Here is a 20,351-nt window from a genome sequence, read left to right as displayed (position 1 = left end):
GCGCAATTTTCTGCCTTGTGCGCCGGATGAACGTCACCTGTTTTCACAGGGCCGTGTCTGAGGAGCCTGGTGTCCCAACGCCATGATACCCGCCGATAACATTCTCTTTCTTCTCTTGATGGCCGCCGGCAGCAGCCTGCTGGCCCGACTGCTCAAGGGGCGCATTCCCCTCCCGCTGATACAGATCGTCCTTGGCATTCTCGCAGCGCTCGTCGGGGTCACCATCGGGCTCCGGCCCGATCTGTTCATGCTGGTCTTTCTGCCGCCGCTCCTTTTCGCCGATGCATTTCGCATGCCGCTACGCGAGTTCCACGAGTTGCGGGGGACGATCTTCTTTCTCGCATTCGGGCTCGTCGTCTTCAGCACGATCTTCTGTGGATACGCGATCCATTGGCTCATCCCTTCGCTGGATCTGCCTTGCTGCTTCGCTTTGGCGGCAGCGCTCTCGCCCACCGACACGGTAGCGGTCTCAAGCCTGCTTGCCGGGCGGCGTGTGCCGGAACGCATGATCCATGTCCTGTCTGGCGAGGCGCTGTTCAATGATGCCTCGGGCCTGGTCTGCTTTCGCTTCGCCACGGCTGCCGCGCTCACCGGTGAGTTTTCCTACCGGCAGGCTTTCGATGATTTCCTGCTCGTGGCGTTTGGTGGCATGGCGATTGGCGGGGCGATCGCCTATGGCGCGGCGCGGCTCAACCGTATCCTGCTCAGGCGTGGTTTTGATGATCCGCCCTTGCAGATCACACTCATGATCCTGCTGCCCTTTGTGACCTATATCGTGTCGGAACGGGTGCATTGTTCGGGAATTCTGGCCTCTGTGGCGGCCTGTATGGTCATCAAGATGATGGGGATGATCGAGGAGACGAACACTGCCACGCGTCTTCAGGCGACCACGGTCTGGGGAATGGTCAATTACATCTTCAATGCGCTGATCTTTCTTTTGCTTGGCCTGCAATTGCCCGCCTTGCTGCGTGGCGGCATGACGATGGCGCATGAACGCGAGGTATCCCTTCTGCAACTCGTGGGGTTGGTCGGTGCGGTCTATCTCATCATGACGCTTCTGCGCTTTGTGGGGATCTGGCTGTCCATCCTGCGACGCTGGGCGATGGCCCGATGGAGCGCTACGCCCTTCGTCTGGCCCGATTTTCTGAGCTCTCTGCTCCTGACTTTCGCGGGAGCTCGCGGGGCTGTCACCCTGGCTGCGGTCCTTTCCCTGCCTGCGGCGGGCAGCGAGATGGGGGCTTTCCCTTATCGGGATCTGCTGATCACCATCGCAGCCGGGGTGATTGTGGTGTCTCTGGTGGGCGCAGGCGTTCTGATGCCGCTATTCGTACGCTTTCTGCCCAGATCCGGCATGGATCGCCACGCCACCGAGGAAATGATGGCGCGCCAGAGCCTGCTGCGTACGGCATTGGCCATTCTCGCAGAGGAAAAGTCACGCCCCCATGAAACGGGGTCAGGCACGCCGCATGAGCAGGATCTGAAGCGCGACGTGCTCGACAGGCTGGAACAGATTTATGAGAACCGTCTGTATCAGATCGATGAAACGACGCAGACCTCACTCATGAACCGCCAGCTCTCCCGCAGGCGAGAACGTCTGGAACTCGCAACGCGGTTTCTGCTGCTCAAGGCGCAGCGTCAGACCCTGCATCGCCTGTTTGTCGAACGCGGGATCAATGATCAGACCGAGTGGGAATTGCAGCAGGAACTGGATTTCGAAGAGCAGCTTCTTCGCGCCCGGGTGCAGCGCTTGCCGAAGGATATCTGACTCCGGCAGGTGCCATGTCAGGTGCTGGTGTATTCAGGTTTTTCGCCTGTTGCGGGAAGGCTCGCGATGGATTTGGCATTATACCGCGCTTCTGACGTGATCATCCACGATGACGTCTCTAATCGCATTCTTTGTTCTGCTATGGAATGCTGCTTTATATTAGAATAGCGATGAATATCTGGAGTTTTGACGTGAGCAGCGACCACTCAATCGAATTGAGACCAATAAATCGTCTTCTTTATGACGACGAAGGGAAGCCTGCTCGCTATTTTATTCCTGCCTACCAGCGTGGGTATCGATGGACCGAGAATCAGGTTGAGCAGTTACTCAATGATATATGGGAGTTTGTCCAAGAGAGCGACGACAATAACCGTGGGGCTTTCTACTGTCTCCAGCCTTTGGTGGTTCGCAGGATGTCTGACGGCCGTGTCGAGGTCGTGGATGGGCAGCAGCGCCTGACAACACTGTTTCTCTTGTTGTCATCTCAGCGTGAATTGCTTGAAGCGCTGCGGAAAAAGCCCTTCATGATCGAGTACCAGACGCGATACACTTCTTTTTTTCTGGATAAGATCGATACTGACAGAAGGAACGAAAACGCGGATTTCTTTCATATCTGTCAAGCCAAGGACGCAATTGCTCGATGGTTTGAGAGGCGCGACGGTCTGCTCGATCTCAAGCTGATCCAGCATCTGCTGAATCCTGATGAGGCTAGCCGCAACGTTCGTGTGATCTGGTATGAATTGGCGAAGGATGATGATGCCGTTGCGGCGTTTACGCGTCTCAATGTCGGGAAAATTCCGCTCACCGAGGCAGAATTGGTGAGAGCGCTCTTCCTGCGCCGGGCCATAAAGGATGATCATAGAGGGGGGTTATCGCTCAGGATTGCGAATGAGTGGGACCAGATCGAAAAACGGCTACAAGATGACGCTTTCTGGTATTTCCTGCAGAATGAGAGCGGCCAGGGCATAATTCGGATCGGTTTGATCCTTCAATTGGTTGTCGCTATGGCGCCACAGCTGGCGAATAAGACAGAAAGCGGCTCGCCTTGTCCTATATTCGATTATTTCTCTGAGTGTATCAAAAGAAATGGGGCAGAATATGAGTGGGATTATGCGCGATCTGTATTTCTGTCTTTACAGGAATGGTTCGAAAATCGAACACTTTTCCACACTATAGGATTTATGCTGAACTATGGCGGCGGTCGTAATACAAACGTGATGAAGGCGCTTATACGGAAAAGTCAGGATTTATCCAAACGGGAATTTGGCAAGTTCATTGGCCGGCAGATCTTCGTTCATCTTTTTGGCAGGGGCCTGAAGGCTACATCAGGGAATGTTGTCAGAGAAGAGATCAGGGAAGAGTGCGACAGGATCCATTATGGAAGGCACTCAGGGAAAATCAGGGATGTGCTTCTACTGTTCAATCTGACAACCCTGCTTGAGGATGCGCGGTCGAATATCCGGTTCCAATTCGACAGCTTCAAGCGGGAGCATTGGGATATAGAGCATATCAGATCGGTCAGCGATAGCCGCCCAGTCACGACCCGCGAGCAGGATGGATGGTTGAGACAATGCCTCGTCTATCTACGGGGAGTCGCCGGTAGCACTCAAAACGAGGGTGATGAGGCAGAAGACAGGAAGCCAACAGAGGCGGAAGAGGCGCGGAGGCTTTCTGACCGGATCACGCTCTACCTTGAGGCCAGACAGGATTCCAGACCAAAACTTCCTGAAGATTTCGAACGGATCGACCGTGATCTTTTGAGGTATTTCCGTGAGGAGAATACCCCGCCTGATCATGGGCTGGGCAATCTCACATTGCTGGATAGCGCGACCAACAGAAGTTACAAGAACGCGGTGTTTGCTGTTAAACGTCATACTCTTCTGCAGCATGACAAATCGGGAATTTTTGTCCCTCTTTGCACGCGCAACGTATTTCTCAAAGCCTATAGCCGAGAAGCCGGGGGGGTATTGTTGTGGTCTGCTAATGACGCGCAGGCGTATCGTGATCGGATCGTTGAGACCCTGAGTGCATTCTTCGAGAGACTGGAACTCCCCGCATCATGACCAGGTCCAGTTTCAGTCAGCTTATGGCTCGCGTAAAGCAAGTCGAGATTCCCATAATTCAACGAGATTATGTACAGGGAAGTGATCGTCATTCCCTCGTCCGGGACGGATTTCTGGAGGTACTCTGCGAGGCTCTGACAGCTACAGAGGCTCGCCCTCTCGATCTCGATTTCGTCTATGGCAGCATAGTGAATGGGGTCTTCCAGCCTCTGGATGGGCAACAAAGACTGACGACGCTATTCCTGTTGCACTGGTATCTCGCATGGCGGGATCGCGCCGAGGATCATTTCCGCGCGTGTTTCACGGACAAAGGGCGCTCGCTTTTCAGATATGAGGTGCGGCCTAGCAGTCATGCATTCTTCAACGCCTTGGCAACGAATTTCCCTCAAGTGGAAACGCCAGATGGCCATTCTCTCAGCGAGATCATCAGGGACCAGCCCTGGTATTTCCGCAATTGGCGACTTGACCCGACTGTATGCGCCGCACTGTCAATGCTGGACAGCCTTCATCTGCGTTTCGCCGGTAAAAGTGGCCTCTATGAGCGTCTGATCGATGACTCCCAACCATTAGTCACGTTTCAACTGCTCGAACTCGAAGGATTTGGCCTGTCCGACGACCTGTACATCAAAATGAACGCCCGAGGGAAGTCTCTTACGCCTTTCGAGACCCTGAAGGCGAGACTCGAGAAGGATCTGGAGGAGTTGTTCGATGGCGTGATGCTCCCGGCTGTGTGCAAGGGACGCCCTGTTGCCAGCTTCTTCGCCGACAGGATCGATAACGCCTGGTCCGACTTTCTGTGGAAATCTCGGGGCAGCGAGCAGAAGAATATATCATCTGACGAAGCAGCAATGAACCTGTTGCGTGCTCTCATTGTGATCACTCGGCCCCTGGACGCGGCTACAACAGATCAGGATCTGACGGATCTGCGTCGCGGTACGGAGGCAAATGGATATGACTGGTTTCATCGGCGTGGATGGCTCGATCGAGCTCTTATAACAGCTACCATGACTCTGCTCGAGCATTGGAGTTCGCACCATGATGAGCCCTTCCGCCTCACTGTTAGGGAGAAGCGTCATCTTGATGAGGCAGAGCTTTTTCAGAACATGATCCGGAAGCCGAAGGAACTCACCTATGTGCAGTTTCTTCAGCTGGCAGCTTATACGCAGTATCTTGTACGCGCTGAGGAGCATGTCTCAGGCGAAGGCTTCTCCGCATGGATGCGCGTCATCACGAATTTGGCGGAAAACACCGAGTATGCTGGCTCGGATGATTTGCGGCGCAGTCTGAACGGTTTGCAGAATTTTGCGGCTTATATGGACAATGTCCACGAATACCTTGTGAGTGCAGAAGGGGGAGAGATCAGTGGTCGATTTAACAGACTCCAATGTGCAGAGGAGCGCATCAAGGCGCATCTCATCCTCCAAGGCGAAGGCTGGTCTCAGAGGATAGCCCTTGCGGAGGAATATGACTACTTCCGCGGGCAGATTGGTTTCCTGCTTCGCTTCTGCGGTATCGATCTGGATCGTATCGACGATGAGATCGCGCGTCTCGATGCTCAAGCTGTGCAGGCGTTGGTTGTGCCTTTCGAGCGCTATCTCGCCTGTGCCAAGCAGATGATGGATGATCTGCTTAAATCCTCTGAAGACGCCGGGCGTAGATGGGAGCGCGCTCTGCTTACCTTGGGTAATTTCCTGCGCCCTGTTGGCCGCAATCGATCTTTGCTCGTCACACAACGCGATGAAGCGGGCAGTTGGAAACAACTCTTATACGATGCGGCGAGAGGGGATGAGCACGCGCTCGTTCTGAAGGCGCTTTGGGATAAAATTGGTCATCCAGAATCTTGTCTGGAGAAGCTGGACCAGATCATCGCAGATCCTGCTCCGATTGATGCTTGGCGGGCTGCAATCATCCGTACTCCCGGAGTCTATACTTATGTTACCAGGAGAATGCTGCGATTTGAGGGCGGGAACGTCTATCTTCTCAAGACTACCCAGATGAATGGCCGTCATACGGAGTTGTTTGTCTATTCTCTGCACGAGGAGCTGCGTAATAATGAAGCGGCTCTCTCTTTTTTTCGTGTTGAGCGCGTCGATATGCCGACGGCAGAGGACTACCCGCATATTCTGTTATCGAAGACTGTCGAGGATGGTCCCCAGATCAAATTTCGGGTGAGTTTCTCTGGTGCACATGGCAGATGGGAATTCCGGCTCGATTGCTCAAGGCTGCTACCGAGTTCTGATGCAGAGGCAGAATTGAAGGCTGAAGGGTTTGAATGGCACGATCAGGAGGTTCTGGGATGGTTCAAGACGACTGATCCTGACAGCGTCATGGCAGTGATCAACAGTCTGGATAGAAGGATGCAGCATTTGTTGGTGCCGTTCTGGCGCCCACAGATCGCTGAACGCTCATCGCTTCAAGCGTGAGCCCGGCGTCGCCCGATTTGTTTCACCAAGGGTCAGGGGCCCCCTCCTGACGTGGGGGACAGAGTTACGCTCGCGCCGGGAACGACCTCTCCCGGCACCGGTCCCTATGACGTGAAGTTGCTTCGACGCTGAGTCGCCAGCTTACTTGGGCAGAAAATGCTAAGGGCTACCTTGGCCCTATGAAAATCGGCGTTTCGCCTGGCTCGCTGAAGGTGTCGGTCGGCCCGATCACTCGGAGGACAGTTTCACCCCCGCGACCGGATATCAGGGCCGGTATACTGCCCTCCGGCCATTGGACGATTGACCGGCGGGGAGACCAGAGAGTCCGGCCAGGCCGGTTCGTCGCTGGCGCCGGGGACAATGGCGGTGCGGCCGCGTGGCAGGGATTGCGGAAGCTCTTCACGCAGACGCTTGAGCATGCGCTCACGCAGGTCGCAGCACAGATTCCACATGCCATTGGCATCGGCGGCTCCCGCGATCAGTCGGATGGAAATCACCTGAGCGTTACTGTCAGCAACCTGGCATCCGACAGAACTCATGTCTCGATCCCAATTGGCGGATTTTTCGAGCTCTTCATGGAAAATACGACGCACCTCATCCACGGGCGTCTGATAGTCGAGCCAGAGAAAGAGCGAGCCAATGAGCGACGGTGAGCTATGGGTCCAGTTCTGGAACGGATTTTCGAGAAAATAGGCGATAGGCACGATATAGCGTCGGCGGTCCCAGGTGCGCAGCACCACATAGGTGGCATTGATCTCCTCCACATAGGCCCAGTCACCATTGAGGATCAGCATGTCCTCCATGCGGATTGGCTGGGTAATCGCAATCTGGATGCCGGCAATGAGGTTGGACAAGGCGGGCCGTGCGGAAAGACCGACAACGAGAGAGGCCGCGCCTGCCGAGGCAAAGAGCGATACCCCGTATTGCCGTACGGATTCGAACACCATCAGGGCCGCTCCGACCGTGATCACCCCGCAGGTGATCTCGATCAGACGGCGCAGGATACGGATCTGGGTCTGGTGCGACCGTACCGTGATGTCATCGACATGTTCGCGATTGGCGATGCGGTCGAGATATTTATCCGTCCCGAAACGAAACGCCCTGATCAGCCCGAAACCGATGGTGATGATCACGGCGAAGGCGAAAAAATGCGCCAGAAACTGGATGGTGGTCGGCGCAAAGCCGGTCGTGGCGGGCAGGGCGGCACTGGCGGCCACGATCATCAGCAGCAGACGCACATGGTTCTGCAGCCGCCCGATCGTTTCATGAATGAACGCAATGCGCCTAAGCCCCGGAAGGCGTGGCAGGGCCTCGGTGATCAGTCGGCTGAAAAGCAGGGCAATGAGCGCAGCGGCCACCAGCAAAAGCGCTGAGGCCATTGCGGGGGGAAGCCAGTCGAACCAGGCGAGAAGCCGCGACATGGAGTGCACATAGTCTTGCTTGATCACGGGTTTTCCTTCGTCTCTCCGGATGACAGGGGGCTCTGCTATCACTTTGACGTGATGGAACAAAACCGTTGCATAACAGGGTTAACCCCTGATGCTGCCTGCGTTTCCCATGAAAGAGCGGTAAGGAACGGGCCCGAGCCCGAATAGGCTCTCGAAAGCGCCCGTGATCTTTTGGTGTGGTGTGATCAGGCTTCTGGTCGTGCCGCCAGACGTCGGGCCAGAAGGGTGCACACGAAAAGCTGGATCTGATGATACATCATGAGTGGCAGTACCACGGTTCCGACCACCGAGACCGGGAAGAGGATATTGGCCATCGGAACGCCTGTGGCGAGTGATTTCTTCGACCCGCAGAGCATGAGCGAAATGCTGCTCTCTTCCGAGAAGCCAAGCACGCGGCCCAGCAGACGCGACAGCACCAGAACAAGGCCCAGCAGTACGATATCGAGCCCTGCCATGAGCGCCAGATCGGGCACGGAAACGCGGTGCCAGATTCCCTCCACCACAGCATGGCTGAAGGCGGTGTAAACCACGAGCACGATGGAGCCTCGGTCGCTCAGGGAGAGCAGTTTCTTGTTGCGATGCGCCCAGGCGCCAAGACGCTTATGCAGCAATTGCCCCACACCGAAGGGCAGCAGAAGCTGGGTGGCGATATCGAGAATGGCGTGGGCCGACCAGATATTGCCCTTCTGCACGATAAGCCCCACCAGAATGGGCGTGGCCAGAATGCCGATCAGGTTGGATAATGTGGCCGCGCAGATCGAGGCCGGGACATTGCCTCTCGCGATGGAGGTCAGGGCAATCGAACTCTGAACCGTGGAGGGCAGGCAGCACAAAAAGAGAATGCCGTGCCACATATCCGGTTTGAGCAATCCCGGGACGGCGGCGCGCAGGGCGAGGCCCAGTAGCGGAAAGAGCAGGAACGTGCAGGTGAGCACGCTGCCCTGAAGCCGCCAGTCGCGCACGCTCTCCAGAACGGCTTCGGGCTTGAGACGGGCCCCTTGCAGGAAAAACATCAGCGCGATCAGGAAAGTCGTAAGCTTTGAAAAGACATCGGCCCACAGCCCCGAACAGGGCAGGAAGGTGGCCAGGGCGATGGCGGCGATCAGGCTGAGCAGGAAGGGGTCGAGTTTGCGCATGGGGAGGGATTTCCACTGCAATCACCCCATTTGGCAAGAGGGCGTGCGACACGCCTCCTGTAATCCACAGGTCGCCGAAGAAATCGACCGACATAAGGGGCGGTTCTTCCTTCGGGACGCGGCCGTGCGCCCTGGCGGGATAGTGCGCGATGATGCGGTCTGGTCTGCCACGCCTTCTTCCTAAACCGGTCCAGGAACGGCCCGTCTTCAGGTTTCACAGGAGAGGGTAGATGCCAGCCGGTGCGTCAGGCCTTCCTTTGCGTGGCACCATTGCCAACAGACGAAGATACAGGGGGTATGACCCCTCACCAGATCGACCCACCGCGCGGGTAGAGGCGCACCGGCGGCGCGTGGAGTGACAACGAAAAGAGGCGCAGGAGCTGATATCGGGTCGGCTGATTTCACCAGGCTATGAATGCGAAGACGAAGGCCGCGAGATTACGAAAAGCCAATATGCCGAGGGCTGATATGACCTCACGGTTTCGTTATAATGGACGCAGTCTTTACCCAGCGAGATAGCGCGTTTTCATGATCAAGAGCTTCCCCGGATTCTTCAAGGTATCCTCCCTTTTCGACTTGTTTGAGGAATGCGCGATGCTGATCCTGACGCTTTGCGTCATGGTCGTGGCTGCGCTGGGGCTTGTTCACGTTGTATACGCAGTATTCGACATGATCCGCACGGCTACACTGACCCCGTCGAACCCGGCTGTGCTCCAATCCTTGTTTGGCCTGTGCTTTACTGTTCTGATTGCCCTCGAATTTAAGCACTCCATTCTGGTCGCGCCCGATACGCCCTCGCATAGTCTCGTGCGTATGCGCTCGGTCCTGCTGATCGGCATGATGGCGACCGTACGCAAATTCATTGTGCTCGATCTGAGTTCGGTCGATGTCCTGCAGGTGCTGGCTCTCTCTGCCTCGGTGCTGGCTCTGGGCATCTGTTACTGGCTGGTGCGCAGCCGCAAGCCGGGTGCCGATATCGCTGGTCAGGAAGTCGCCTCACCGGGTGCTTCTCTGCCCAAGGGGGCTTTTGTAAGTGCCTCCCATGCAGAACCGGGACATCACACCGTTGCGAGAGGCACGACCGGGATGGGTGGGCAGGATACGAGCACCGGCGCCGTCTGAGACGGGTTATCCTGTCCGGAATATCTGTCCTGTTCCGAGGGGGCGTGGCAGGGTGATCCTGACGAGGCGGGGAAGCGCACCCCGGCCATGAATCAGACCATGCCCGCGGCGAGGCCAGGATGACCGACGAGAAAAGCCCGGGCTCCCCGGGAGAACCCGAGCGTGTGACGATCGGACAGACCCGGCTTCTGGCCAATGACTGGGGGGTGCTGACGAAATACACCCTGACCTATCATCGGCGTGATGGGGTGGCACAGCAACTCACCCGAGAAACCTATGACCGGGGTCACGGGGCGGCGATTTTGCTGATCAACGCCGCGACCCATACGGTCCTCCTGACCCGGCAGTTTCGTCTGCCCGCCTATGTCAGCGGACATCGCGAGGATCTGATCGAGGTCTGCGGCGGGATGCTCGACGACCATGACCCTGCCGCAGCCATCAGACGCGAGGTCGAGGAGGAGATGGGCGTCACCATCGACGCCGTGCGCAATATCGGCTGCTATTACATGAGCCCCGGATCGGTGACCGAGCGGATCCATTTCTTCATCGGGGCCTATGATTCATCCATGCGTCGCGCCGCAGGAGGGGGGCTACAGGAGGGGGGGGAGGAAATCGAGGTGCTCGAACTCGATTTCGATGAGGCATTGGCCATGATCGATGATGGGCACATCGTTGATGCCAAGACGATCATGCTGCTCCAGCACGCAGCACTCAAAAATCTGTTTGACCGGGCCTGAACGCTTCCCTGTTCGAACTCTAACACAAGGCTGTGATCCCTCACCTGCGGGGATGACAGCGCAGTAAGAATCATCTTACAAAACGAAAGACATATTTTCGTTTTGAAAGTTCTCTCTCGATGTCCATGGGTGTCAACAGTGCGACCCTGAAACGGCGTCTGGGCATTATCGATGCCGTCAGGCGGGCAGGGTTCCTGCGTACGGAGGCGCTGGCGGAGCAGTTTGATGTCTCCATGGTCACCATAAGATCCGACCTCGCTTATTTGCAAAGTCAGAATCTCGTCATCCGCACCAATGGCGGCGCGCAGCCCGCGCATGATTACGCAGTCAATGCGCCGCTCGATGAAAGTCCGACCCTGTTCGAGGCGCGGGCCCTGGCCCGAGCCGTGGCCTTCAGGCTCAAACCGGGGCAATGCGTGTTTCTGGATAATAGCCAGGCGGCCTCCTTCGTGCCGGTTCATGCGACAGCCGAGAACCTGCGCTTCGTCGTCAATAGTTTCGAGACCTATCACCTGGCGTGCCGGACGAGCGATGCTGCCGTGTCGCTTCTCGGGGGGGAGTATGACCGGCTCGGTTACCCCATGCTCAGCCCGGCCGCTGATCATGCCCTGTCATTCTACGATATCGATCTGGCCGTCATTTCTGCCTGTCAGATCGGCAAGACGGGCTTCACCTGTCTCGACCAGACGGGAAACTGCCTTGAGACCGCCCTGTATCGTGCAAAGCAGGTCTATCTGCTGACCGACCGTCTGGACCGTGTCGACGAGGATGGGCGTGTGATGGAGTGGCGCAACACCATGTCGGTCCTGCATGGCGGCATGCCGCCCGATGGCGCTGTCCTGTGTCAGGACTGGACCGTTTTTGCCGAGCCGCCTGCGCCACCGGAATGAGAGGGACGATACCCCGTCCAGTTCTCGATCGCGCCTTAACCCGGCCTTTCTTTCCTTGATTCTTACCTGATGGATTACCGATCATGGCATCCAGTTTTCTGATGGATCAGACCGCCGATTCACCCCGCTGCATCGTTACGATCGGTGAGATCGTGGTCGAGATCATGGCCCAGACGCAGGGGGTGGGTTTCCTCGAACCCATGGCGCTCAAGGGACCGTATCCCTCCGGTGCGCCAGCCATTTTCATCGATCAGGTCGCTCGTCTCGGTGTCGATTGCGGGATCATCTCCGCAGTCGGTCGCGATGATTTCGGCGCGCTGAATATCGAGCGTCTGAAGCGCGACAAGGTGGATGTATCTGCCATTCTCAGCGTCGATTCCTATTCGACGGGCTCGGCCTTCGTGCGCTATCGCCCCGATGGCAGCCGGGATTTTGTCTATAATATCCGCCAATCTGCCTGTTCGCAGGTGGGGCTGCATGAAACGTCGCGCGCCCTGCTCAAGCGCGCCACCCATCTGCATATCATGGGTTCGTCACTCTTTTCCTTCCCGATCATTGATGCGGTGACGACCGCAGTGCATCAGGTCAAGGCACAGGGCGGCACGATCTCCTTCGATCCGAATATCCGCAAGGAAATGCTCGACATTCCCGATATGCGCGCGGCGCTCGAGCTGATGCTTCAGGAATGCGATATCTTCCTCCCCAGCGGGCCGGAGCTGCTTTTGTTCAGCAGTGGCACCAGTCAGGACGAAGCCATTCGCGAGATTCTTGACATGGGCGTGTCCGAGATTGTGCTCAAGAAAGGCCATGAGGGCGCGAGCTGCTTTTGCGCCGACAAGACGGTGCATCACGACGCCTTTGCCGTCGAGGAGTGCGATCCCACCGGTGCAGGAGATTGTTTCGGTGCGACCTATGTGACCTGCAGGCTCTCGGGCAAGACACGCGAGGACTCATTGCTTTACGCCTGTGCCTCTGGCGCGCGCGCCGTTTCGGTATTCGGTCCGATGGAAGGGACATCGAGCTTTGCCGAGCTCGATGCCCTGATCGCGGCGCAGAAAACAGGAATCCCTGCATGACATCCGAATTTCTCACATCCCTGCGCGCGCGCCATGACAAGGGCGGAACGGACGCTCTGATTTCGGTCTGTTCGGCTCACCCTCTGGTGATCGAGGCGGCCTTGCTCCACGGGGCTGCGCGCCAGCAACCCGTTCTGATCGAGGCGACCTGCAATCAGGTCAATCAGGAGGGTGGCTATACGGGTATGACCCCGGCCGATTTCCGCGATTACGTGTTCGCCATTGCCGACCGTGTCGGATTCGATCGCGCACGAATCATTCTGGGGGGCGATCATCTCGGCCCCAATCCCTGGAAATCGCTCTCGGCCGATGAGGCCATGCAGAAAGCCTCGGACATGATCGCGTCCTTCGCCGAAGCAGGCTTCGTGAAGCTGCATCTGGACGCCAGCATGGGGTGCAAGGGCGAGCCTGCTCATCTTTCTGATCCCATCGTGGCCGAGCGTGCAGTGACCTTGGCGCGAAGGGCCGAGAGCGTGGCGCCGGGTCAGGCCGTTTATGTGATCGGTACCGAGATCCCGACACCCGGTGGCGCAACCGAGGCATTGGATCATGTCGTGCCCACCACACCCGATGCCGTGCGCGCCACCTATCATGTGCATGAAAAGGCGTTCAGGGCTGCGTTGCCCGATGCCTGGTCACGGGTCATCGGGATTGTGGTCCAGCCCGGTGTCGAGTTTGGCCACGAGGATGTGGCGGTCTATGCGCCTCAGGCTGCCCGTGCGCTGGTTGCGACGCTGGGCGACCTGCCGGGACTGGTCTTTGAGGCGCATTCGACCGACTACCAGCCGGGAGAGGCCCTTGCCCAGTTGCGCCGGGATGGGTTTCGTATCCTCAAGGTCGGGCCTGAACTGAGTTTTGCTCTGCGCGAGGCTCTGTATGGGCTCGATGCGATACGCTGTTTTCTTGAACCCGAATCTGTCTCTCTGGTCGCGGTGATGGAACAGGTCATGCTGCAATCGCCCGGGAACTGGCAGAGTCATTATCCGGGCGACCTGCGTACGCAGCGTATCCTGCGCCATTTCAGCTATAGCGATCGCATTCGCTATTACTGGCCCGTGGCTGAGGCCGAAAAGGCCGTCACGGCGCTCATGCAGTCTCTGGACGGGGTTGCCTTGCCCGAGACGATGATCAGCCAGTACCTCCCGCGCCTGTTCGAGCGGGTCAAATCAGGCGCGCTGGCCGCCGATCCGAAAACCCTTCTGCTGCAGTCGGTCCGGGATGTCCTGGATCGCTATGAAACGCTGTGACCCTCACGGCAACGGGATACATAACAGATGAGCACCAATAAACCTCTGCAGAACCGTGTTGCCCTGATCACCGGTGCCGCGCGCGGTATCGGGCGCGCCATTGCCGAGCGCTATGCGCAGGAAGGCGCCAAGGTCGTGATCGGCGATCTGAACGAGGCTGGCGCCACCAGCGCGGCAGCTTCCCTCGGTGAGGCGCATATGGGCGTAAAGCTCGATGTGACGCAGCAGGCCTCCATCGACGCGGCCCTGGCTGCAATCATCACGCGCTATGGGCAGATCGATATTCTGGTCAATAATGCCGGGCTGTTCGATCTGGCCCCTACGGTCGAGATCACGCGTGAGAGCTATCACCGCGTGTTTGCCGTCAATGTCGAGGGGCTGCTGTTCACTCTTCAGGCCGTGGCGCGTCAGATGATTGCCCAAGGCCAAGGTGGCAAGATCATCAATTTCGCCTCGCAGGCAGGACGCCGTGGCGAGCCATTGGTTGGTATCTATTGCGCCTCCAAGGCTGCGGTAATTTCTCTCACCCAGAGCACCGGTCTCGATCTGATCAAACACGGCATCAACGTCAATGCCATCGCGCCTGGCGTGGTCGATAATGAGCATTGGGACGATGTGGATCGTCGCTTCGCGCAGTACGAGAATCTGCCTCTGGGTGAAAAGAAGCGTATCGTCGGTGCCTCCGTGCCCTTCGGGCGCATGGCCCGCCCTGATGAAATCGGCGGTCTGGCCGTCTTCCTCGCCTCGAAGGATGCGGATTACATCGTCTCGCAAACCTACAACATCGATGGCGGTAACTGGATGAGCTGAGCCTCAGGGCCCAGCGCATCAGGGGGTCAAGAAAGCGCCTGTTCGATCGGAGGCGCTTTCGAACTTCCCTCATCGGAGCGCCTGAATGAAGAGGCCTCCGTGACAGCGCCGCCATGCGCGGGCGTTCAGGATCTCGTTCCGGCTTCGTTGACGGGATCGCCCTGACAGGGGCGGGGAGATGCTGACTGCCCGCCCTCGCGCCTCATAAATCGAAACGCCGTCTTTTCCGCCGCATCACAGGGCGGAGAGGGCCGTCCTGCGCCTTCGCCACCGGGTTCCCACCGGGGCGTCGCCGATCCCGCCTTGCCTGAAGAAGGGGAAAAACATGAATGAACGTGAGCACTCCGCCATCCGTCAGAACGGAGGGGCACCGAGGGGAGCACAGGAGTCCATCGAGACGATTGTGGCCGAAGCTTCCCCCATGCGGCATTCGTGGCTGATACTCGCCATGGCGTCCTTCGCGGCGGCGGTTTGCGGCGGGTTATACGGCTATGATACGGGGGTGATTTCCGGCGCCCTTTTGCTCATGACGCGCGAATTCGGTTTGTCCCATACCCAGCAGGAAATCGTGACCGCCTCCATTCTGGCCGGTGCGGTTGCCGGGGCGTTGATGACCAGCTGGGCTTCCGAGCGGTTCGGGCGCAAGAAGACCGTGCTGATCGTCTTGTTCCTGTTCGCGACCGGAGCCATTCTCTGTTCGGTTGCGCCAAGCGTGGGCAGCCTGATTGCCGCGCGTTTCCTACTTGGTATCGCTGTGGGCGGATCGACCCAGGTCGTGCCGATGTATATCTCGGAACTCTCGCCCAGTCGTTATCGCGGCACGCTGGTGACGACGTTCAACGTGGCGATCGGTATTGGTATCGTCCTGGCCAATATCGTCGGGTATTATTATCACGATGTCTGGTCGTGGCGGCGCATGGTCAGCGTGGCAGCGGTGCCTGCCGGTCTTGTTTTCGTCATCATGCTGTTCATGCCTGCGAGCCCGCGTTGGGTGGCCGAGAAACGCGGTCTTGTGGCGGCAGCCCGCATTCTTGAGCGTGTGCGGCGCACGCGGCTCGATATTCACCAGGAACTGACCCAGATCGACCGGATCAGGCAATCGACAGACAAGGCGGATTCCGGCTGGGCGGGCATCCGGCAGCCCTGGGCACGTCCGGCTCTGGTGGCGGCGCTTGGCGTAGCCTTTTTCACCCAGTGCGGCGGCCTGGAAATGATGATCTACTACTCTCCTACCTTCCTGTCCGATGCGGGCTTTGGCAAGAATGCCGCCCTTCTGGCCAGTGTGGGGGTAGCGCTGGTATATGCGGTCGTCACGCTGGCCGGGTGTTTTCTGGTGGATCGTATCGGTCGCCGACGCCTGATGCTGATCATGATCCCCGGCTCCGTTCTCAGCCTGATCGGGCTCGGGCTGAGCTTCATGTCCGGTAGCCATCAGGGGGTAGGCGCGCTTGCGACGGTCGCTTTCCTGCTGCTGTTCATGATGTTCAATTCAGGCGGTATCCAGATCTGTGGCTGGCTGCTGGGCGCTGAGCTTTTCCCTCTGGGTATGCGTGGCATGGCCACGGCGCTGCACGCAGCTATGCTCTGGGGAAGCAATCTGCTGGTAACGGGCACCGCGCTTACCCTGGTTCAGGCAGCGGGGATCGGGCCGACCATGTGGATCTATGCGGGAATCAATCTCCTCTCCTTTCTATTTGTGTATCGCTACGTGCCTGAAACGGCAGGATTGTCGCTTGAGGATATCGAAGGGAATCTCCGGGCTGGCAGCTTCACGCCGCGCGCCATACGCAAGATGAGCGCGCGTCAGACCCGCACGCACCAGGATCGGGAAACCGCGCTGCAGAGTTGAGTGCCAGGCCGGTTTTCCTCGCGGCGCAGAAATTCTACTCTCTCCCGATTGATGTGAATGGGAGAGAAAGATGGAAAAGCGTCGCGTCGCCCCTTGGGGCACTCTCGGAATCGGCGCGCTGCTGCTCGCAGGGTTGGGGGCAGGCGCTGCTCCCGTCATGGCAGCGCCCGGCCAGGTGTCAGCTGCCAGCATCGGTTTTACTCTGCCAGCAGAGCGCGTTTTCTCTCCTGCCGATCAGGCGCGTGTTGATCGGATCGAGCAGGAGATGGCGCCGGTTCACGACTTCACCAAACGGCTTGACCAGATATCGGCCGGGTTTCTGGGGACCCCCTATCAGGCTGATACGCTGATCGGTAGCGCAGACACACCGGAGAAACTCGTGGTCCGCTTCGAGGGCGTCGATTGCTACACCTTCATCGATCAGGTGCGTGCTCTGGCTCTTGGCCATGATCGACGGGGATTTCTCGAGGCACTCGTGGGAACACGCTATCGGGGTGGGCATGTCGCCTATCTGGATCGGCGTCACTTCCTGACGGATTGGGTCGCCTATGCCCCGAATAACGCGCGCGATATCACATCCGACCTGTCTTCCGGGGTGCGCGTCACGCATAAGATCCTCAACCAGCGCAAGGATGGCGGTGTGTATATAAGGGGGCTGTCTCCCCATGCACGCGATATCGCCTACCTGCCGCCAGAGGCTCTCACGCCTGAAGTGGCTGCGAAGATCCATACGGGCGATGTAATTGGTATCTACACTGCCCTGGATGGGCTGGATGTCACCCATACCGGGCTTGCCATCTGGAAGGATCACACGCTCTATTTTCGCAACGCATCCTCGCTGAAGGCCAACAGGAAAGTGGTCGACACCGAACTTGGTAGCTATATCCAGGGCAAACCAGGTATTCTGGTGCTGCGCATGATCGAGGGCGAGTGAAGTCGCTGCCGCTTGGACACGGGAGCGACTGGCCGTACCGATAAGCCTCGAACAATATCATCACCGGATGAGCGTCCGGGGCATACTGCAGAGCCTGGTTCTCTTCAGGCTCACCGCCAGGCGTGCGTCGTCCCCGTGGAGAGCTGCCTGAGCCAGAAAAGAGGCTCTCGTGTGAGATCATTCTCGGTTCAGGCGTCTCCTCGACAGAGGTATCGGCTGACCTGTGCATCGCGAAACAGGCCGGGCTTGCGAGATCTGACCCATGGGCAAATAGCGGCCCGTTGTCCCGGCCCTGAACGCCATGATGCGGAGTGTCATGGCCTAAGCCGCACGATGATCCGTATCTCGAACTCTTCGGGTTCGCGTATAAGCTGAACGGCGCTCAGGTCATGTGTAGGGCGTACTGATGGCGTACTCGGTTATTGGCAAGGATTGTTACTTGCTACCAATGGGACGACTCAGAAACGTTCTCGTGCCGCCTTCTCGTTTCGAAAATAGTTACCGCATTTGTCGCCCGAATTTCGGCGGTTATTTCCCTGCACTGTCCTGAACGCGTTCTGCGAAGCATGTCGCCTCAAAAAAACGCGCTGCCCTTATTTTTTACTGAATGCGTTCGAAGACCAGGGGGCGGCGGAAACATTTTATAATGATACTGATTGCGAAGTTTATTGACGAAAAAATACTGTATTTACAAGATGGAACATATCATCAATAAAAAACAATAATCAGGATGTTGCATGGCTTATACACTCAGCGGAACATGGTATGCTGTTCTGAGCGGTCAGGGGACCATCTACACGAGCACCGTTAATGGCCAGACCGTCTCGTATTCGGGTGCGGTCGTGTTTAAAGGCGCCACCCTGACGGTCACGAGCGGTGCGGTTGTGAGCGCCATCTCTGCCGTGTCGACGCAGATCTCGATTGCCTCGGGCGGCATCCTGCAGGGCTCGATCATGAGCAGCGGTGGCGTGACCATCGCGTCTGGCGGGAAAAGCATTTCCAACAGCTATAATGGCGGGGCGGATGTCACCACGCGCTACGAGGCGTATATCAGCGCGGGCGGGGCCTCTTACAGCGACACGTTCAATGGCGTCGGTACGATCAATGCGAACGAGGTGGACTCATTTGATGTTGGCTCTGGTGCCATCCTGCAGGATGCCACGATGGGAAGCGGGTCCTATGTCGCCATTTCCGATGGCGCCCAGGTGACGGGCCTGACGATTGAATCCACAGTAGCTTTTGTGGATTTGGGGGCAAGCTATGGATCTGTCCCGCTATCGGCCCCGCCGCCGCCATCATACACGCGCATGATTTCAGGTACCTGGTCGGCAGTCCTGAATGGCGGGCAAACCTATTACCAGAGTGGCACCAACTCCTTCCTGCAGCCCACCGGGGGGGTGTGCCTGACCGGTGGAGCGCTTTACGTCCAGTCGGGTGCAACGGTTGATCATGTCCTTGTGCAAAGTGGACAGGTCTTTGTGAGTAACGGGGCGTCGATGCGTAATTCCACTACGGAGAGCGGTGTTGACACGGTTATCCGTGATGGTGGCGTTTCGACCTCCAACGTCTATCGCGGTACGATTTCTGGCGCGGCTGGCAGCCTGTCGCAGGAGGATTATTTCGTCTCGCTCAACGGAATATTTAACCGGATCGACGGAACGGCGCAGGACGCGCATATCGGAACGCAAACCGAAGCGGGCTCGCTTTATATTGCTTCGGGCGGAAATCTCATCAATCCGACTGTCGCAGGCGGACGAAGCAGTGTGACGGTTCAGGGGGGTATGGACCCGTCCTGCTTCCTGCCGGGTGCCCTGATCGAAACCGTGAACGGCTATGGTGCAGTGGAGACGCTGCGTGCAGGCGATCTGATCGCCATTTATGATAGCGGTGAGCGGCAACTTGCGCCGATCTTGTCGGTATCGCGCCATACACATCACGCGCATGGACACAAAAACGCGGCTGATCTCGCCGGTTTTCCTGTCCGCATTCTTGCAGATGCCTTTGCACCGGGCGTACCATTCCAGGATCTGCTGGTGACCGGTGAGCATTGTTTCGTTTTCGATCATGCTTTGGTGCCGGTTCGTATGCTCATCAATGGCGGAACGATCCGTTATGAGACCGAGATGCCAAGCTATGACTATTATCACGTCGTCTGCGCCGGACATCACCTGATCCAGGCTAACGGTACGATGACGGAAACCTATCTCGACGCCACGACCGTATCCCGGGTCGAAACGATGCCAGCGGGGCGCCCTGTCGATACGACGCGCCACTTCGTGGAACCGCTCCATCGCGCCTTGCGCGCACGGGCGGGCATCATGGGCGTCGGTTGCGCCCCTCTGCCGGAAATCAGCGGTACTCGAGCCCAGTTGCCGTGTCTCGTGACGGGTGCAGGGACCCTGATTCATCCGCTGCGCAGGGCGGGTAACCGGGTGATTTTCAGCCTGCCTTCGGGTCTGTCCAGCGCTTATCTGCGGGTGCGCGCGGCGCTTCCCTCGCAGGTTTTTGGTCCCTTCATTGATGACCGGCGTCTGCTTGGCGTCTCGATCGGTGAGATGAACGTGTTCCATACAAGGGGGCAGCGCGCGATCACGAGCCACCTGACGTGCCACGAGCTTACGGGCTGGCATGGGCTGGGCGAGGCTGCATCACGCTGGACGACCGACCTCGCTTATCTGCCGGATCTGGCCCCGGCCGCGTCCTTGCAAGGTGGTCTGGACGATGTCGGCCCCTCTCTGCTCTCCATCGAGATTCTCGATGAAGGTCCTTCGGTCCATCTGCTGGCCGAAGACGGGGACGCGGCGCGTCTGGTAGGCTGAATCACGAGGGCTCGATCAGACGGTTCATGGGA

General features: G+C 58.0%; 14 protein-coding genes. 12 read left to right on the top strand and 2 right to left on the bottom strand.

The features are described from left to right. Nucleotides 1-82 precede the first annotated feature (82 nt). The 3 genes from WFJ47_RS12090 (at nt 83) to WFJ47_RS12080 (ending at nt 6,251) form a co-directional block, all read left to right on the top strand. Entirely contained in the window at nt 83-1,765 is a 1,683-nt protein-coding gene (locus WFJ47_RS12090; protein WP_336763299.1) for a Na+/H+ antiporter, read from the top strand. Between the two features lie 191 nt (nt 1,766-1,956). Continuing rightward, entirely contained in the window at nt 1,957-3,828 is a 1,872-nt protein-coding gene (locus tag WFJ47_RS12085) for a DUF262 domain-containing protein (protein ID WP_336763297.1), read from the top strand. Further along, complete coding sequence (locus WFJ47_RS12080; RefSeq protein WP_336763295.1) at nt 3,825-6,251, top strand: DUF262 domain-containing protein; 2,427 nt, start codon at nt 3,825-3,827, stop codon at nt 6,249-6,251. Before WFJ47_RS12085 ends, WFJ47_RS12080 begins: the two co-directional genes overlap by 4 nt. Nucleotides 6,252-6,496: 245 nt before the next feature. On the opposite strand, the gene WFJ47_RS12075 is transcribed toward WFJ47_RS12080, so the two are convergent. Beyond that, on the bottom strand, nt 6,497-7,672 hold the full coding sequence (locus WFJ47_RS12075) for a mechanosensitive ion channel family protein (protein ID WP_336763330.1): 1,176 nt from the start codon (nt 7,670-7,672) through the stop codon (nt 6,497-6,499). Between the two features lie 212 nt (nt 7,673-7,884). Then, complete coding sequence (locus WFJ47_RS12070) at nt 7,885-8,835, bottom strand: bile acid:sodium symporter family protein (RefSeq protein ID WP_127103442.1); 951 nt, start codon at nt 8,833-8,835, stop codon at nt 7,885-7,887. 528 nt (nt 8,836-9,363) lie between these two features. On the opposite strand from WFJ47_RS12070, the gene WFJ47_RS12065 reads away from it, so the two are divergent. The 9 genes from WFJ47_RS12065 (at nt 9,364) to WFJ47_RS12025 (ending at nt 20,319) form a co-directional block, all read left to right on the top strand. Continuing rightward, a complete protein-coding gene (locus WFJ47_RS12065; RefSeq protein ID WP_336763292.1) occupies nt 9,364-9,957 on the top strand; it encodes a phosphate-starvation-inducible PsiE family protein in 594 nt (197 codons plus the stop codon). A 119-nt stretch (nt 9,958-10,076) separates the two neighbouring features. Beyond that, entirely contained in the window at nt 10,077-10,694 is a 618-nt protein-coding gene (locus WFJ47_RS12060) for an NUDIX domain-containing protein (protein ID WP_336763290.1), read from the top strand. 125 nt (nt 10,695-10,819) lie between these two features. After that, nucleotides 10,820-11,584: a DeoR/GlpR family DNA-binding transcription regulator gene (locus WFJ47_RS12055; protein ID WP_336763288.1), complete on the top strand. Its 765-nt coding sequence runs from the start codon at nt 10,820-10,822 to the stop codon at nt 11,582-11,584. Between the two features lie 83 nt (nt 11,585-11,667). Next, entirely contained in the window at nt 11,668-12,660 is a 993-nt protein-coding gene (locus WFJ47_RS12050; RefSeq protein WP_336763286.1) for a sugar kinase, read from the top strand. Beyond that, nucleotides 12,657-13,907, top strand: a complete 1,251-nt coding sequence (locus tag WFJ47_RS12045) for a D-tagatose-bisphosphate aldolase, class II, non-catalytic subunit (protein ID WP_336763284.1) — start codon at nt 12,657-12,659, stop codon at nt 13,905-13,907. The genes WFJ47_RS12050 and WFJ47_RS12045 overlap by 4 nt, the downstream gene beginning before the upstream one ends. A 27-nt stretch (nt 13,908-13,934) precedes the next feature. Continuing rightward, on the top strand, nt 13,935-14,717 hold the full coding sequence (locus tag WFJ47_RS12040; RefSeq protein ID WP_127103437.1) for an L-iditol 2-dehydrogenase: 783 nt from the start codon (nt 13,935-13,937) through the stop codon (nt 14,715-14,717). A 325-nt stretch (nt 14,718-15,042) separates the two neighbouring features. Next, the gene (locus WFJ47_RS12035; RefSeq protein WP_127103436.1) at nt 15,043-16,566 is read left to right on the top strand and encodes a sugar porter family MFS transporter; all 1,524 of its coding nucleotides are present in this window, start codon (nt 15,043-15,045) and stop codon (nt 16,564-16,566) included. 70 nt (nt 16,567-16,636) lie between these two features. Then, a complete protein-coding gene (locus tag WFJ47_RS12030; protein WP_336763281.1) occupies nt 16,637-17,500 on the top strand; it encodes an N-acetylmuramoyl-L-alanine amidase-like domain-containing protein in 864 nt (287 codons plus the stop codon). Nucleotides 17,501-18,237: 737 nt separating this feature from the next. After that, entirely contained in the window at nt 18,238-20,319 is a 2,082-nt protein-coding gene (locus tag WFJ47_RS12025) for a Hint domain-containing protein (RefSeq protein WP_336763279.1), read from the top strand. The last annotated feature ends 32 nt before the right edge of the window (nt 20,320-20,351 follow it).

Source organism: Asaia sp. VD9 (genome assembly GCF_037150015.1).
GTDB lineage: Bacteria > Pseudomonadota > Alphaproteobacteria > Acetobacterales > Acetobacteraceae > Asaia.
Note: the sequence above shows the minus strand (reverse complement) of the source record. Positions and strands in the feature narration are given on the sequence as shown.

Bases quoted from the DNA above. Each gene is read 5' to 3' on its own strand.
- WFJ47_RS12090 (WP_336763299.1), top strand. From the start codon at position 83: ATGATACCCGCCGATAACATTCTCTTTCTTCTCTTGATGGCCGCCGGC.
- WFJ47_RS12080 (WP_336763295.1), top strand. From the start codon at position 3,825: ATGACCAGGTCCAGTTTCAGTCAGCTTATGGCTCGCGTAAAGCAAGTC.
- WFJ47_RS12075 (WP_336763330.1), bottom strand. From the start codon at position 7,672: ATGTCGCGGCTTCTCGCCTGGTTCGACTGGCTTCCCCCCGCAATGGCC.
- WFJ47_RS12070 (WP_127103442.1), bottom strand. From the start codon at position 8,835: ATGCGCAAACTCGACCCCTTCCTGCTCAGCCTGATCGCCGCCATCGCC.
- WFJ47_RS12065 (WP_336763292.1), top strand. From the start codon at position 9,364: ATGATCAAGAGCTTCCCCGGATTCTTCAAGGTATCCTCCCTTTTCGAC.
- WFJ47_RS12060 (WP_336763290.1), top strand. From the start codon at position 10,077: ATGACCGACGAGAAAAGCCCGGGCTCCCCGGGAGAACCCGAGCGTGTG.
- WFJ47_RS12055 (WP_336763288.1), top strand. From the start codon at position 10,820: ATGGGTGTCAACAGTGCGACCCTGAAACGGCGTCTGGGCATTATCGAT.
- WFJ47_RS12050 (WP_336763286.1), top strand. From the start codon at position 11,668: ATGGCATCCAGTTTTCTGATGGATCAGACCGCCGATTCACCCCGCTGC.
- WFJ47_RS12045 (WP_336763284.1), top strand. From the start codon at position 12,657: ATGACATCCGAATTTCTCACATCCCTGCGCGCGCGCCATGACAAGGGC.
- WFJ47_RS12040 (WP_127103437.1), top strand. From the start codon at position 13,935: ATGAGCACCAATAAACCTCTGCAGAACCGTGTTGCCCTGATCACCGGT.
- WFJ47_RS12035 (WP_127103436.1), top strand. From the start codon at position 15,043: ATGAATGAACGTGAGCACTCCGCCATCCGTCAGAACGGAGGGGCACCG.
- WFJ47_RS12030 (WP_336763281.1), top strand. From the start codon at position 16,637: ATGGAAAAGCGTCGCGTCGCCCCTTGGGGCACTCTCGGAATCGGCGCG.
- WFJ47_RS12025 (WP_336763279.1), top strand. From the start codon at position 18,238: ATGGCTTATACACTCAGCGGAACATGGTATGCTGTTCTGAGCGGTCAG.